Annotated in this window: 14 protein-coding genes and 1 pseudogene; 12 read left to right on the top strand and 3 right to left on the bottom strand. The window is 74.1% G+C overall.

Annotated features, from left to right (window positions below; translation table 11 throughout):
* Positions 1-13 precede the first annotated feature (13 nt).
* Positions 14-772 carry a metallophosphoesterase family protein gene (locus tag PKA89_RS13595; protein ID WP_324420318.1) on the bottom strand — a complete coding sequence of 253 codons (759 nt, stop codon included), beginning with the start codon at positions 770-772 and terminating at the stop codon, positions 14-16.
* A 132-nt stretch (positions 773-904) separates the two neighbouring features.
* On the opposite strand from PKA89_RS13595, the gene pyrR reads away from it, so the two are divergent.
* The 12 genes from pyrR to coaBC all read left to right on the top strand — a co-directional run bounded on the left by pyrR (position 905) and on the right by coaBC (position 13452).
* Positions 905-1540 carry a bifunctional pyr operon transcriptional regulator/uracil phosphoribosyltransferase PyrR gene (gene pyrR / locus PKA89_RS13600; protein ID WP_324420320.1) on the top strand — a complete coding sequence of 212 codons (636 nt, stop codon included), beginning with the start codon at positions 905-907 and terminating at the stop codon, positions 1538-1540.
* Entirely contained in the window at positions 1537-2481 is a 945-nt protein-coding gene (locus PKA89_RS13605) for an aspartate carbamoyltransferase catalytic subunit (protein WP_324420322.1), read from the top strand. The genes pyrR and PKA89_RS13605 overlap by 4 nt, the downstream gene beginning before the upstream one ends.
* Positions 2478-3785: a dihydroorotase gene (locus PKA89_RS13610; RefSeq protein WP_324420324.1), complete on the top strand. Its 1308-nt coding sequence runs from the start codon at positions 2478-2480 to the stop codon at positions 3783-3785. Before PKA89_RS13605 ends, PKA89_RS13610 begins: the two co-directional genes overlap by 4 nt.
* A complete protein-coding gene (carA, locus tag PKA89_RS13615; RefSeq protein ID WP_324420326.1) occupies positions 3779-4927 on the top strand; it encodes a glutamine-hydrolyzing carbamoyl-phosphate synthase small subunit in 1149 nt (382 codons plus the stop codon). The genes PKA89_RS13610 and carA overlap by 7 nt, the downstream gene beginning before the upstream one ends.
* A complete protein-coding gene (carB, locus tag PKA89_RS13620; RefSeq protein ID WP_324420328.1) occupies positions 4927-8238 on the top strand; it encodes a carbamoyl-phosphate synthase large subunit in 3312 nt (1103 codons plus the stop codon). The genes carA and carB overlap by 1 nt, the downstream gene beginning before the upstream one ends.
* Positions 8235-9110, top strand: coding sequence for a dihydroorotate dehydrogenase electron transfer subunit (locus PKA89_RS13625; RefSeq protein WP_324420330.1), 876 nt, complete (start codon positions 8235-8237; stop codon positions 9108-9110). Before carB ends, PKA89_RS13625 begins: the two co-directional genes overlap by 4 nt.
* An 8-nt stretch (positions 9111-9118) precedes the next feature.
* Positions 9119-10069, top strand: a complete 951-nt coding sequence (locus PKA89_RS13630; protein ID WP_324420332.1) for a dihydroorotate dehydrogenase — start codon at positions 9119-9121, stop codon at positions 10067-10069.
* Between the two features lie 35 nt (positions 10070-10104).
* Positions 10105-10932: an orotidine-5'-phosphate decarboxylase gene (pyrF, locus tag PKA89_RS13635; protein WP_324420350.1), complete on the top strand. Its 828-nt coding sequence runs from the start codon at positions 10105-10107 to the stop codon at positions 10930-10932.
* Between the two features lie 89 nt (positions 10933-11021).
* Entirely contained in the window at positions 11022-11339 is a 318-nt protein-coding gene (gene mihF / locus PKA89_RS13640; protein WP_324420334.1) for an integration host factor, actinobacterial type, read from the top strand.
* A complete protein-coding gene (gmk, locus tag PKA89_RS13645; protein ID WP_324420336.1) occupies positions 11336-11917 on the top strand; it encodes a guanylate kinase in 582 nt (193 codons plus the stop codon). Before mihF ends, gmk begins: the two co-directional genes overlap by 4 nt.
* Positions 11918-11920: 3 nt before the next feature.
* Entirely contained in the window at positions 11921-12196 is a 276-nt protein-coding gene (gene rpoZ, locus PKA89_RS13650) for a DNA-directed RNA polymerase subunit omega (protein WP_324420338.1), read from the top strand.
* Between the two features lie 5 nt (positions 12197-12201).
* Positions 12202-13452: a bifunctional phosphopantothenoylcysteine decarboxylase/phosphopantothenate--cysteine ligase CoaBC gene (gene coaBC / locus PKA89_RS13655; protein ID WP_324420340.1), complete on the top strand. Its 1251-nt coding sequence runs from the start codon at positions 12202-12204 to the stop codon at positions 13450-13452.
* Positions 13453-13549: 97 nt separating this feature from the next.
* On the opposite strand, the gene PKA89_RS13660 is transcribed toward coaBC, so the two are convergent.
* Complete coding sequence (locus PKA89_RS13660; protein WP_324420342.1) at positions 13550-14758, bottom strand: DivIVA domain-containing protein; 1209 nt, start codon at positions 14756-14758, stop codon at positions 13550-13552.
* Positions 14755-15107, bottom strand: a pseudogene (locus PKA89_RS13665) (hypothetical protein); the annotation flags it as partial. The pseudogene PKA89_RS13665 and the gene PKA89_RS13660, both read right to left, overlap by 4 nt.

Here is a 15107-nt window from a genome sequence, read left to right on the forward strand (position 1 = left end):
GCGACCGTCGAGCTCAGCGGCCGTCGCGCGGGCCGAACACGGTGAGCGCGACCGCGTCCGAGTGCTCGCCGCGGACGTACTCGTCGACCCATGCCCGCGCGTCCGGGTAGGCGGACTCGGCGACAATCCGCTCGCAGACCGCGTCGACGTCGACCTCGGTGTGCCGCACCGAGACCTGCCCGTCCCGCAGCAGCGCCCACGCGCCGCCGACCCGGCCGTAGGGCATCCCGACGCTGCCGGGGTTGACGACGAGCCGGCGGTCGACCAGCCGCACGAACGGCATGTGCGTGTGGCCGCAGCAGACCGTGCGCACCGAGTCGTCGAGGCCGGCGAACGCCTCGGCCCACCGCTCGAGCCGGGTGTCGACGAGGACCACCTCGTCGTCGTCGCGGGGTGTGCCGTGGCAGAACACGACGTCCCCGAAACCACTGAGCGAGAGCGTGACCGGGTGGGGAAGAGCCGCGAGGACGGCGAGCTGGTCGGGGCGCAGCGCCGACGCCGCGAACACCGACTCCGGGTGCGGACTGGCCGCACCCCGGCTGGTCTCGACGACCTCACGGTCGGCGTTGCCCCGGACGAGGAGGACGCGGTCACCGAGCGAGGTCAGGGCGTCGAGGGTCTCGACGGGCATCGGGCCGGAGACGAGGTCGCCCGTCACGACGACGAGGTCGGCGGTGCGCACGTCGGGCTCCTCGAGGACCGCCTCGAGCACCGGCAGCACGCCGTGCGTGTCGGACAGCAGGGCGACGGAGCCCACGGACGCGGCGGCCATGGCGGCGACCCTACGACGGCCCGCCCACGGAGTGGTCGATGTCGGGCGGGCGTTCGCGGAGGGCGTAGGGTGGGGCCCGTTCGACATCCTTTAACGACCTGTCCCGTGAGGCAGGGAAGGAGGTCAGCGCCGATGCCGCGCGCCGACGACCAGCCACCCGCTGCAGCCGACGTCCCCGCCTCCGGTGCCCCGCGCACCGTGATGAGCGAGGCCGACGTCGCTCGGGCCCTCCGCCGCATCGCCCACGAGCTCGTGGAGCGGAACAAGGGCGCCCACGACCTCGTGCTCCTGGGCATCCCCACCCGGGGCGTCGAGCTCGCCCGGCGCCTCGCCCGCCTCCTGCACGAGGTCGAGGGGGTCGAGGTCCCCACAGGGGCACTCGACATCACCATGTTCCGCGACGACCTGCGCCACCAGCCGACCCGGGCCCCCCTCCCGACGCACATCCCGAGCGAGGGCGTCGACGACCGCGTGGTCGTCCTCGTCGACGACGTCCTCTACTCCGGGCGCACCATCCGGGCCGCCCTCGACGCGCTCGCCGACCTCGGCCGGCCGCGTGCCGTGCGGCTCGCCGTCCTCGTCGACCGCGGCCACCGCGAGCTGCCGATCCGGGCCGACCACGTCGGCAAGAACCTCCCGACCTCGCACGCCGAGCGGGTCATGGTCCGGCTCTCCGGGGTCGACGAGGTCCCCGCCGACTCGGTGTCCATCGCCCTGGGCGAGACCCGCGCCGGGCGTCCCTCGGCCCCGGAAGGAGGCACCCGGTGAGGCACCTGCTCAGCAGCGCCGACCTGAGCCGCGACGACGTGCGGATGCTCCTCGCGACCGCGGCCGAGATGCACGAGATCCAGCGGCGCGACGTCAAGAAGCTCCCGACCCTGCGCGGCCGCACCGTCATCAACCTCTTCTTCGAGGACTCCACCCGCACCCGGTCCAGCTTCGAGATCGCCGGCAAGTGGATGAGCGCCGACACGATCAACATCACCGGCAAGGGCAGCAGCACGAGCAAGGGGGAGTCCCTGCGCGACACGGTGCTGACCATCGACGCGATGAGCGTCGACTGCCTCGTCATGCGCCACATGGCCAGCGGCGCCGCCCACCAGGTCTCGCAGTGGGTCGACGCGAGCGTCGTCAACGCCGGGGACGGCACCCACGAGCACCCGACCCAGGCCCTGCTCGACGCCTACACGATGGAGCAGCGGCTCGGCAGCCTCGAGGGCCGGCGGGTCGCCATCGTCGGTGACCTCACCCACAGCCGGGTCTTCCGGTCCAACGCGATCACCCTGCGCACGCTCGGCGCCGATGTCACGCTCGTCGCCCCGCCGACCCTCATGCCGAGCGGCATCCGGTCGTGGGCCGAGCGCGACGGGCTCCACCTCTCCGACGACCTCGACGCCGTGCTCGCCGACGGCCCGGACGCCGTGATGATGCTCCGCGTCCAGCGTGAGCGGATGAGTGGCGGCTTCTTCCCGACCCCGAGGGAGTACACCGTGGGCTTCGGCCTGACCCGCGAGCGGCTGCGTGCGCTGACCGACGCCAACCCCGAGGCGGTGATCTGCCACCCGGGCCCGATGAACCGCGGCCTCGAGATCAGCGCCGACGCCGCGGACGCCGCGAGCAGCCTCGTCCTCGACCAGGTGAGCGCGGGGGTGGCGGTGCGGATGGCCGTGCTCTACCACCTCCTCGCCGGTGAGGAGGTCACCTCATGAGCGACCTGCTCCTCACCGGGGTCACCTGGTACGACACCGACGGCACCGCGCGCCACGGCGACATCGCCCTCCGCGAGGGCAGTGTCACCGAGGTCGGCCGGGTCGAGGACACCGAGGGACTGACCCGCCACGACGCCGACGGCCTCACCGTCCTGCCGGGGTTCGTCGACCTGCACACCCACCTGCGCCAGCCGGGCCGGGAGGACGCCGAGACCGTGCGCTCCGGCTCGCAGGCCGCCGCGGTCGGCGGGTTCACCGCCGTGCTCGCGATGGCCAACACGACGCCGGTCACCGACACCGCGGAGGCCGCCGAGCACGTGCTCGACCTCGGCCGGGCCTGCGGGCTCGTCGACGTCGTCCCGGTCGGGGCCGTGACCAAGGGCCTCGAGGGCGCCGAGCTCGCCGAGCTCGGGTTGATGCACCGCAGCCGCGCCCGGGTCACCGTCTTCTCCGACGACGGGCACTGCGTCGCCGACGGCCGGGTCATGCGACGCGCGCTCGAGTACGTGCGGGCCTTCGGCGGCGTCGTGAGCCAGCACAGCCAGGACCCCGCGCTCGCCGGCCCCTCCGCCTGCTGCCACGAGGGCGAGCTCTCCGGGCGGCTCGGGCTGCCGGGCTGGCCACCGGTCGCGGAGGCGAGCGTCATCGCCCGCGACGCCATGCTCGCCGAGCACACCGGCAGCCGGGTGCACGTCGCGCACGTGAGCACGGCCGAGGGGCTCGACGTCGTCCGGTGGGCCAAGGCCCGGGGCATCCGGATGACCGCGGAGGTCGCACCGCACCACCTCGCCCTCGGCACCGAGCTGCTCGGCGGCTACGACCCGGTCTACAAGGTCAACCCCCCACTGCGGCCGTCCGAGGACCAGGAGGCGCTGCGCGCGGGCCTGGCCGACGGCACGATCGACGCCGTCGCCACCGACCACGCCCCGCACGCCCGGCACGACAAGGAGCACGCCTTCGTCGACGCCGCCTTCGGGATGCTCGGGCTGGAGACCGTGTTCGGCGTCGTGCACGACCTCCTCGTCGCGTCCGGCCGGATGTCGATGGCCGACCTGGCCCGCGTCATGTCGGTGGCCCCGGCCCGGATCGCCGGCCTCACCGGTCACGGCCGACCGCTCGCCCCCGGCGAGCCGGCCAACCTCGTCCTCGTCGACCCCACGGCCACGGTCACCGTCGACCGCGAGGCCTCGCACTCCCTGTCCCGCAACACCCCGTGGCACGGCCGCCGCCTCACCGGCGCCGTGCACACGACGATCCTGCGCGGTGACGTCACCGCGCGGGAAGGAGAGCCTGCACCGTGCTGACCACCCGCGAGCCCGCCGTCCTCGTCCTCGAGGACGGGCGCACCTTCACCGGCCGGGCCTACGGCCACCGCGGCGAGACCGTCGGCGAGGCCGTCTTCTCGACCGGGATGACCGGCTACCAGGAGACGCTGACCGACCCGAGCTACCACCGCCAGGTCGTCGTCATGACCGCGCCGCACGTCGGGAACACCGGATGGAACGACGAGGACGACGAGTCCGGCCGGATCTGGGTGGCGGGCTACGTCGTGCGCGATCCCGCCATCCGCCCGTCGAGCTGGCGCAGCCGCCGCTCGCTGGAGGACGAGCTCGACCGGCAGGGCGTCGTCGGCATCTGCGACGTCGACACCCGGGCCCTGACCCGCCACCTGCGCGAGCGCGGCGCGATGCGGGTCGGCATCTTCTCCGGCGACGTCGCGGCGGCGAGCCGCCCCGAGCTGCTGCACCGGGTCCAGGCCGCGCCGGCGATGACCGGCGCGTCCCTCGCCGCGGAGGTCGCGACGAAGGAGGCGTACGTCGTGCCGCCGGTGGGGGAGAAGCGGTTCACCGTCGCCGCGGTCGACCTCGGCATCAAGAGCAACACCCCGCGGATGATGGCCGAGCGCGGCATCGAGGTGCACGTGCTGCCGGCCACCGCCACCCTCGACGACGTGCGCGCGGTCGCCCCCGACGGCGTCTTCTTCTCGAACGGCCCCGGCGACCCCGCGACCGCCGAGACCCAGGCCGACCTGCTCCGGGGGGTGCTCCGGGCCGGTCTGCCGTACTTCGGCATCTGCTTCGGCAACCAGATCCTCGGGCGCGCGCTCGGGTTCGGCACCTACAAGCTCAAGTACGGCCACCGCGGCATCAACCAGCCGGTCATGGACCGCACGACCGGCACGGTCGAGGTCACCGCGCACAACCACGGCTTCGCCGTCGACGCCCCGCTCGAGGGGGCGACCGACACCGAGTTCGGCGCCGTCACCGTCAGCCACGTCTGCCTCAACGACGACGTCGTCGAGGGGCTCGAGGTCCGCCGGGACGAGCGCCTCGTCGCCTTCTCGGTCCAGTACCACCCCGAGGCCGCGGCCGGTCCGCACGACGCCGCCTACCTCTTCGACCGCTTCTGCGATCTCATGACCACGAGCAAGGAGGTGCGCGCCTGATGCCGAAGCGCGACGACATCAGGAGCGTCCTCGTCATCGGCTCCGGCCCGATCGTCATCGGGCAGGCCTGCGAGTTCGACTACTCCGGCACCCAGGCCTGCCGGGTGCTGCGCGAGGAGGGCATCCGGGTCGTCCTCGTCAACTCCAACCCGGCGACGATCATGACCGACCCGGAGTTCGCCGACGCCACCTACGTCGAGCCGATCACCCCGGAGATCGTCGAGAAGATCATCGCCAAGGAGCGCCCCGACGCCGTCCTCGCGACGCTCGGCGGGCAGACCGCGCTCAACTGCGCCATGGAGCTGCACGAGCGCGGGGTCCTGGAGAAGTACGACTGCCCCCTGATCGGCGCCAACGTCGAGGCCATCCAGCTCGGCGAGGACCGTGAGAAGTTCAAGGGCGTCGTCGCGCGCTGCGGAGCCGAGTCGGCCCGCTCGGCCATCTGCCACACGATGGACGAGGTGCTCGCCGCCGCCGACGACCTGGGCTACCCGGTCGTCGTGCGGCCCTCGTTCACGATGGGCGGGCTCGGCTCGGGCTTCGCCCACACGCCCGAGGAGCTGCGCCGCATCGCCGGCGCCGGGCTCCAGTACAGCCCGGTCACCGAGGTCCTCCTCGAGGAGTCGATCCTCGGCTGGAAGGAGTACGAGCTCGAGCTGATGCGCGACACGGCCGACAACGTCGTCGTCGTGTGCTCGATCGAGAACCTCGACCCGATGGGCGTGCACACGGGCGACTCCATCACCGTCGCGCCGGCGCTCACCCTCACCGACCGCGAGTACCAGCGGCTGCGCGACATCTCGATCAAGGTGATCCGCGAGGTCGGCGTCGACACCGGCGGCTGCAACATCCAGTTCGCGGTCAACCCGCAGGACGGGCGGATCATCGTCATCGAGATGAACCCGCGGGTGTCGCGCTCGAGCGCCCTGGCCTCGAAGGCCACGGGCTTCCCGATCGCCAAGATCGCCGCGAAGATGGCCATCGGCTACACCCTCGACGAGGTGCCGAACGACATCACGCAGGAGACCCCGGCGAGCTTCGAGCCGACGCTCGACTACATCGTCGTCAAGGTGCCGCGGTTCGCGTTCGAGAAGTTCCCGGCCGCCGACGACACCCTGACGACGACGATGAAGTCGGTCGGCGAGGCGATGGCCATCGGCCGCTCCTTCACCGAGGCCCTGCAGAAGGCGCTGCGGTCGCTGGAGAGGGCCGGCAGCAGCTTCCACTGGGACGGCCCGCGACCCACCGAGGAGGCCGCCCGGGCGCTGCTCGACTCGGCGCGCCGGCCCACCGACGGCCGCATCGTCCAGGTGCAGCAGGCCCTGCGCGGCGGGCTCACGGTCGAGGAGGTGCACGAGGCCACCGGCATCGACCCGTGGTTCCTCGACCAGATGGCGCTGGTCAACGAGGTCGCCGAGCACGTCGCGACGGCCACCGAGCTGACCCCCGAGCTGCTCCGGCTGGCCAAGCGGCACGGCTTCAGCGACGCACAGCTCGCGTCGCTGCGGCGGATGCCCGAGGCCGTCGTCCGCGGGGTGCGGCACGCCCTCGGGGTGCGGCCGGTCTACAAGACCGTCGACACCTGCGCGGCCGAGTTCGCCGCCCGCACGCCGTACCACTACAGCGCCTACGACGAGGAGAGCGAGGTGGCCCCGCGCGAGCGGCCGGCCGTGCTCATCCTCGGCAGCGGCCCCAACCGGATCGGGCAGGGTGTCGAGTTCGACTACTCCTGCGTCCACGCGAGCTTCGCCCTGCGCGACGCCGGCTACGACACGGTGATGGTCAACTGCAACCCGGAGACCGTCTCGACCGACTACGACACGAGCAGCCGCCTCTACTTCGAGCCGCTGACCCTCGAGGACGTCCTCGAGGTGGTCCACGCGGAGCAGCAGGCCGGCCCGGTGGCGGGGGTCGTCGTCCAGCTCGGCGGGCAGACCCCGCTCGGGCTGGCCAGGGCGCTCAAGGAGAACGGCGTGCCCATCGTCGGCACCTCGCCGGAGGCCATCGACCTCGCCGAGGACCGCGGCGCCTTCGGCCGGGTCCTCCACGAGGCCGACCTGCCGGCGCCGAAGCACGGCACGGCCTACAGCGCGGCGGAGGCGGTCGAGATCGCCCGCGAGATCGGCTACCCGGTGCTCGTGCGGCCCTCGTACGTCCTCGGCGGGCGCGGGATGGAGATCGTCTACGACGACGAGACCCTCTCGGGCTACGTCGAGCGGGCCACGCTCGCCGGCCCGGACCACCCGGTCCTCGTCGACCGCTTCCTCGACGACGCGATCGAGATCGACGTCGACGTCCTCTACGACGGCGAGGAGATGTACCTCGGCGGGATCATGGAGCACATCGAGGAGGCCGGCATCCATTCCGGTGACTCCTCGTGCGCGCTGCCGCCGGTCACCCTCGGCGCCACCGAGCTCGAGCGGGTCCGCGAGTCGACGCTCCGGCTCGCCGAGGGGATCGGGGTCCGCGGCCTGATGAACGTCCAGTTCGCGCTGGCCCAGGACATCCTCTACGTCCTCGAGGCCAACCCGCGCGCCTCGCGGACCGTGCCGTTCGTCGCCAAGGCCACCGGTGTGCCCCTGGCCAACGCCGCCGCGCGGATCATGCTCGGCGCCAGCATCGCCCAGCTGCGCGAGGAGGGCGTGCTGCCGCGGCACGCGGACGGCGGCCGGATGCCGGCGAAGGCGCCGGTGTCGGTCAAGGAGGCGGTCCTGCCGTTCAAGCGGTTCCGGACCGCCGACGGCCTCGTCGTCGACAGCCTGCTCGGCCCGGAGATGCGCTCCACTGGCGAGGTCATGGGCATCGACCACGACTTCGGCCGGGCGTTCGCCAAGAGCCAGCTCGGCGCGATCAGCGGGCTGCCCACCAGCGGAACGGTCTTCGTCTCCGTCGCCAACCGCGACAAGCGGGCCATCATCTTCCCGGTCAAGCGGCTCGTCGACCTCGGGTTCCGCATCCTCTCCACCTCGGGCACGGCGGAGGTGCTGCGCCGCAACGGGATCGACGCCGACATCGTCCTCAAGCACGCCGAGCGCGGGGAGGGCGGCCAGTCGGTCGTCGACCTCATCAACGCCGGGGAGGTCGACATGGTCGTCAACTCCCCGAGCGGCCCGAGCGCCACGACCCGCGCCGACGGCTACGCCATCCGGGCCGCGACGGCGGCGATGGACAAGCCGATCGTCACGACCGTGCAGCAGCTGGCGGCCGCCGTGCTCGCCATCGAGGCCGTCCAGCGCGACGACCTCGACGTCCTGTCGCTCCAGGACCACGCGGCGGCCCTCGACCTCTACGGCATCGAGGCACCGGCGTGAGCGGCGGGGGGGTCCAGGTCGCCGGCGAGGTCATCGCCAACCGGCGGGCCGGCGCCTACCACCACCTGACCCTCGTCGCGCCCGGTGTCGCCGAGCTCGCCCACCCCGGGCAGTTCGTCGCGCTCGCCGTCGGCGGCCCGACCTCGGCGAACCTGCTGCGCCGCTGCTTCTCGATCCACAAGGTCAAGCCGTCGGGCACCTACGGCGGCACCGTCGACGTCGTCGTCGCCGCCCACGGGCCCGGCACCCAGTGGCTCACCGAGCGCTCCGCCCACGACCCCGTCGACGTCGTCGGTCCGCTCGGCCGGCCCTTCCCGCTGCCCGCCGAGCCGGTGCCGTGCGTCCTCGTCGGCGGCGGCTACGGCTCGGCGCCGCTGTTCTGGCTCGCCGAGGAGCTGCGGGCCCGCGGCTGTCACGTCGAGATGGTCCTCGGCGCCGCCTCCGAGGCTCGGCTGTTCGGCGTCGTCGAGGCGCGGCGGACCGCCGACGGCGTCACCGTGACGACCGACGACGGCTCGGCCGGGCGGCGCGGCTGGGTCTCCGACGTCCTCGGGGAGGTCGTCGACCGCTCCGGCGCCGGCGTCGTCTACGCGTGCGGCCCGATGGGGATGCTGCGCTCGGTCACCGAGGTCGCCGACGCCCACGGCGCGGTCGCCCAGGTCGCCGTCGAGGAGTCGATGGCCTGTGGCATCGGGGTGTGCATGACCTGCGTCATGCCGGTGCGCGGCAACGACGGCGAGACCCGGATGGTCCGCTCGTGCGTCGAGGGCCCGGTCTTCCGCGGCGACCGCGTGCGCTGGGACGCCATCGGTGGCGGCATCACCCGCGTCCCCGACGACGCCGTCGGGGCGCCCCGGGCGGGAGGCCACTGATGGTGGACATGACGACGACGCTCGGCGGGGCGACGCTGCCCAACCCGGTGATGACGGCGTCCGGGTGCGCCGCGAACGGCAAGGAGCTGCACCGGTTCTTTCCCGTCTCCGAGCTCGGCGCGTTCGTGACGAAGACCGTGATGCGCGACCCGCGCTCCGGGCGCCCGACCCCGCGGATGGCCGAGACGCCGTCCGGGATGCTCAACTCGATCGGGCTCCAGGGCCCGGGCATCGACGCGTTCTGCGAGAACGACCTCCCGTGGCTCGCCGCGCAGGGCGCCCGGGTCCTCGTCTCGGTGGCGGGCAACACCGCCGAGGAGTTCGGCGAGGTCGTCCAGCGGCTCGTCGCCTCCCCGGCGTGGTCCTGCGTCGTCGGCGTCGAGGCGAACATCTCGTGCCCGAACGTCGCCAACCGCGGCCTCGTCTTCGCGTGCGACCCGGTCTCGTCCGAGCGGGTCGTGCAGATCGTGCGGACCCGGGTGCCCGAGGGGGTGCCGGTGTTCGCCAAGCTCACCCCGGACGTCACCGACATCGTCGCCATCGCCGACGCCGCGCTGCGGGCCGGGGCCGACGGGCTGACGATGATCAACACCCTGCTCGGCATCGTCGTCGACACCGACCTGCTGCGGCCGCAGCTGGCCGGCGTCACCGGCGGGCTGTCCGGGCCCGCGGTCCGGCCGGTCGCGGTGCGCGCGGTGTGGCAGGTCGTCGGGGCGATGCGCGCCGGGACCATCCCGACCGCCCCGGTCATCGGGGTCGGGGGAGTGCGCACCGGGAAGGACGCCCTCGAGCTCGTCGCCGTCGGCGCCTCGGCGGTCCAGGTCGGCACCGCCACGTTCAACGACCCGTCCGCGCCGCGTCGCGTGCTCACCGAGCTCGAGGCCGAGGTCGCGCGGCACGGCTTCACCCGCTTCGCCGACGTCGTCGGCGCGGCCCACGAGAGGATGGCTCGTCCGTGACCCAGACCCCCTTCGGTACCCGGCTGCGCGCCGCGATGGACGCCCACGGCCCGTTCTGCCCCGGCATCGACCCGCACGCAGCGCTCCTGACGGCGTGGGGGCTCCCGGACACCGTCGACGGGCTCGAGCGGTTCGCCATGACGTGCGTGGAGGCGTTCGGTGGCGCGGTCGCCTGCGTCAAGCCGCAGTCCGCCTTCTTCGAGCGCTTCGGCTCGCGGGGCGTCGCCGTCCTCGAGCGCACCCTCGAGGGCCTGCGCGAGGCCGGGACCCTCACCCTCCTCGACGCCAAGCGCGGCGACATCGGCACGACGATGGCCGGCTACGCCGAGGCCTACCTCGCCGAGCACTCGCCGCTGCGGGCCGACGCCGTGACGGTCAGCCCGTACCTCGGCTACGGGTCGCTGCGGCCGGCGCTCGACCTCGCGGCCGCGACCGGGCGCGGCGTGTTCGTCCTCACCCTCACCTCCAACCCGGAGGGGCCGTCGGTCCAGCACGCCGTGCGCGACGGCGCGACGGTCGCGGCCGGGGTGGTCGCCGGCGTCTGCGCCGACAACGCCGCCGCGCGCGCCGAGGGCGCGCTCGGCTCGGTGGGGATGGTCGTCGGCGCCACGGTCGGCAGCGCGGTCCACGACCTCGGCCTCGACCTCGCCGGGTCGGCCGCCCCGCTGCTCGCGCCGGGGCTCGGGGCCCAGGGCGGGACCCCCGAGGGCCTGCGCCGGACCTTCGGCGACGCCCTGCCCCAGGTGCTCGGCAACAGCTCGCGCGAGGTGCTCGGCGCGGGCCCGGACCCCGCCGCGCTCCGCGGGGCCGCCCGGCGCGCTGCGGACGAGCTCGCCACGCTCGTCGAGGCGGCCGGGGCCTGACGCAACCGGCCCGGCCGGACCGGTACAGTCGGCGGGGTACCGCCGGGTGTTGAGCAGCCAGCATCCGCAGCGACAGCAAGGACGTATCCGTGGCACTTCCCCCGCTCACCCAGGAACAGCGCGCGGCGGCCCTCGAGAAGGCCGCCGCCTCACGACGCCAGCGAGCCGAGGTGAAGAACCGCCTCAAGCACGGGGGTGCCTCCCTCGGTGGCGTCATCGAGGACGGCAAGCGTGACGACGTCATCGGAAAGATGCGCGTGTCCGCCCTCCTCGAGTCGATGCCGGGCGTCGGTCGCGTCCGCGCTCGCCAGATCATGGAGGAGGTCGGCATCAGCGAGAGCCGGCGGGTGCGTGGCCTCGGCCAGAACCAGGTCTCCGCCCTCCTCGACCGCTTCGGGCGGCAGTGACGGGTCGCTCCCCCCCCACCGTCCTCCCCGGACCCACCGCGGGCGGGGAGGGGACCCTCTCCGCGGACGTCCGCGAGCACCACCCCGAGGTCTGGCTCTCGGTCTCGGTGACGACCCGCCGGCCGCGGCCGGGCGAGGTCGACGGCGTCCACTACCACTTCGTCTCCGACGAGCGCTTCGACGAGATGGTCGCCGGCGGCGAGCTCCTCGAGTGGGCCGTCGTCCACGGCCGGGCCCGCTACGGCACGCCGCGCCGCCCGGTCGAGGAGGTCCTCGCCACGGGGCGACCGGCTCTGCTCGAGATCGACCTCCAGGGCGCCCGGCAGGTCCGGGCCTCGATGCCGGACGCGCTCTTCGTCTTCCTCGCCCCGCCGAGCTGGGACGAGCTGGTCCGCCGGCTCGTCGGTCGCGGCACCGAGGACGCCGAGGAACGGGCCGTGCGGCTGGACACCGCCCGGGTCGAGCTGGCCGCCGCGGAGGAGTTCGACGTCACCGTCGTCAACGACGACGTTCGGCGGGCGGCCGAGGAACTCGTATCATGGACACGAACCCCCGTCCCCGCAACGAAACGAGACTGACGCGTGTCCGGAACCACGGCGAACCCCATCGGCATCACCAACCCGCCGATCGACGAGCTCCTCGAGCAGGCCGACTCCAAGTACGCCCTGGTCCTCTACTCGGCCAAGCGGGCCCGGCAGATCAACGCCTACTACGCACAGCTCCAGGAGGGCCTCCTCGAGTACGTCGGCCCGCTCGTCGACTCCGAGGTCCACGAGAAGCCGCTGTCCATCGCGCTGCGCGAGATCAACGAGGGCCTGCTCACCTCCGAGCCCACCGACGAGCCGTCCGAGGGCTGACCGACGTGAAGGTCGTCCTCGGGGTGGCCGGGGGCATCGCGGCGTACAAGGCCTGCTCGCTCCTGCGGCTGCTCACCGAGGCCGGCCACGACGTCACCGTCGTGCCGACGGCGTCGGCGCTGCACTTCGTCGGTGAGGCGACGTGGGCGGCGCTGTCCGGGAAGCCGGTCCACACCGACGTGTGGTCCGACATCACCGAGGTGCCGCACGTGCGCATCGGGCAGGAGGCCGACCTCGTCGTCGTCGCTCCCGCCACCGCCGACCTGCTGGCCCGCGCCGCCACCGGCCAGGCCGACGACCTCCTCACCAACGTCCTCCTCACCGCCCGCTGCCCGGTCGTCATGGCTCCCGCCATGCACACCGAGATGTACGAGCACCCCGCCACGCAGGCCAACATCGCGACGCTCAGCGAGCGCGGCGTGCACGTCGTGCCGCCGGCCTCCGGGCGCCTCACCGGCCGCGACAGCGGCCCGGGCCGGCTGCCCGAGCCCGAGGAGCTGTTCGAGGTGTGCCGCCGCGAGCTGGCCCGGGGGGGCGCGGCGACGCCGGCCCCCGCGCCGCGCGGGGCGCTGGCCGGGCGGCGGGTCGTCGTCACCGCCGGCGGCACCCGCGAGCCCCTCGACCCGGTGCGCTTCCTCGGCAACCGGTCGTCGGGCAAGCAGGGGTACGCCCTGGCCCGGACCGCGGCCGAGCGGGGAGCCGACGTCGTCCTCGTGTCGGCTGCCGGCCTCGAGGCGCCGGCCGGCGTGCGGGTCGTGGCGGTCGAGACGGCACTCGAGATGGAGGCCGCGGTGCGCGCCGAGCTCGGTGACGCCGACGTCGTCGTCATGGCGGCGGCCGTGGCCGACTTCCGGCCCGCGACCTACACCGAGCACAAGATCAAGAAGACCCACGCGCTCGGGGCCGACGGCGCGCCGGACGAGTCGGTGCCGGCCGTCCCGCTCGTGCGCAACCCCGACATCCTCGCCGGGCTCGTCGCCGCGCGGGCCGGCACGACATCCCCGGTGGTCGTCGGGTTCGCCGCCGAGACCGGTGACGCGTCGGGAACCGTGCTCGAGCACGGCCGGGCCAAGCTCGCCCGCAAGGGCTGCGACGTCCTCGTCGTCAACGAGGTCGGCGCCGACGTGACCTTCGGCAAGGACGAGAACACCGTCCACGTGCTGCGGCGCGGGACCGACGCCGTCCTCGACGTCGGCCCCGCGAGCAAGGACGTCGTCGCCGGCGCCGTCTGGGACGTCGTCACCGACCTCCTCTGACCGTCCGGCCTCCCCGGTCGAGAGACGAGAACATGCCGTCACCCGGTCCTGGGCGACGGCATGTTCTCGTCGTTCGTCGGGGTGCGTGGGGCCCCGGTCAGCGGCGCGTGCCGGCCTTCGCCGTCGGCTGCTCCTCGGCGGCGGCCTCGTCGGTGAGGTCCGCGTCGACCTCGTCCTCGGGCTCGACCTCCTCGTCGACCTCCTCCTCGGCGTCGACCTCGTCGACCTCGTCGGCGTCGGAGGCGTCGGCGTCCTCGGTGGGCTCGGCGCCGTCCTCGACGACGGTCACGTCCTCGGTGGGCTCGACGGTGTCCTCGGCGACGGGCTCGTCGACGGCGTCCTCGGCCACCGGCTCGTCGTCGTGGCCGGCGATGGCCTCGGCGGCCGCCGGCCCACCGAGCGTGGCGAGCATGTTGCGGACGTTGGACAGCTGCGCGGTGATGCTGTCGCGGCGGGCCGTGGCGGCGGCGAGCTCGCGCTCGGAGTCGCGCCGCACGCGGTCGGCCTGCTCCTTGGCGGTGCGGACGATCTGGGCGGCCTCGGTGCGGGCGGACTCGAGCACCCGGGCCGCCTCGCCGGTCTTGGCCGCGTGGTCCTCCTCGGCCTCCCGGGCGAGCAGGTCGGCGCGCTCCTGGACGGCGGCGAGGGCCTCGTCCTGCTTGGCCATCTGGGCGTTGAACTCCGCGGCCGAGGCCTCCCGGCGCTCGCCGAGGGTCTTCTCGAAGTCGGCGGCCTGCTGGGCGGTCTTGGCCCGCTGCTGCTCGTAGTACGCCTCGGCCTCCTCGCGGCGCGCGGCGGCCTCACGGGCCGCGTCGTCGACGATGGAGTCGGCCTGCGCCTTGGCGCGGGAGAGGACCTCGGCGGCGTCGGTGTCGGCCCGGTTGCGCACCTCCTCGGCGTAGCGGTCCGCCTCGGCGCGCACGAGCTGGGACTCCTCGCCGGCGACGCGACGGGTCTCGTCGGCCTCGGCGGTGGCGGCGGCCCGGATCGCCCCGGCCTCCTCGTCGGCGAGCCCGAGCATCGTCCCGATCCGCTCGCCGAGGTCGGCGAAGGTGGGGCTGGAGGCCTTCCGGCTCTCCTCCTCCAGACCGGACAGGCGGGCGCGGTGGTCCTCGAGCTCGGCCGCGGCGGCCTGCTGCTCCTGGCGGGCCTTGGTCAGCTGGACGGAGGTCTCGGCCGCCTCCTGGCGGGCCGACTCCGCCTCCTGGCGGGCGGTGTCGACGGCCTGGTGGAGTGCCGCGAGGTGCGCGTCGACCTGGACGGGGTCGTAGCCCCGGAAGACGGTGGGGAACTCGGGCTGGTTCATGCGGACTCCTCGTCCTGGGTGGGTGCGGGGGCGGACTGCGGTGCGGGGGGCTCGGGGGAGGGCTCGGCCCGGGAGTCGGCCTCGCCGTCGAGCGTGGCGTCGTGGACGTCGAGGGCCTCGATGACGCCGGAGAGGCGGCTCAGCTGGGTGGTGATGGCGTCGCGCCGGGCCGCGAGGGTGTGCACCTCGGAGCGGGCGCGCTCGACGGCGGCGTGGGCCTCGGCGCGGCCGGCGTCGGCCCGCCGGCGGGCCTCCCCCGGGGCGCGGGCGATCTCGGGCCCCGCCGCCCGGGGGTACTCGGGCGCCTCCCGGGGCATCCGCCCGGCGTCCTCGGCCGTGCGCTGGCGGG

Source organism: Phycicoccus sp., from assembly GCF_035325325.1.
Classification (GTDB): Bacteria; Actinomycetota; Actinomycetes; order Actinomycetales; family Dermatophilaceae; genus Phycicoccus.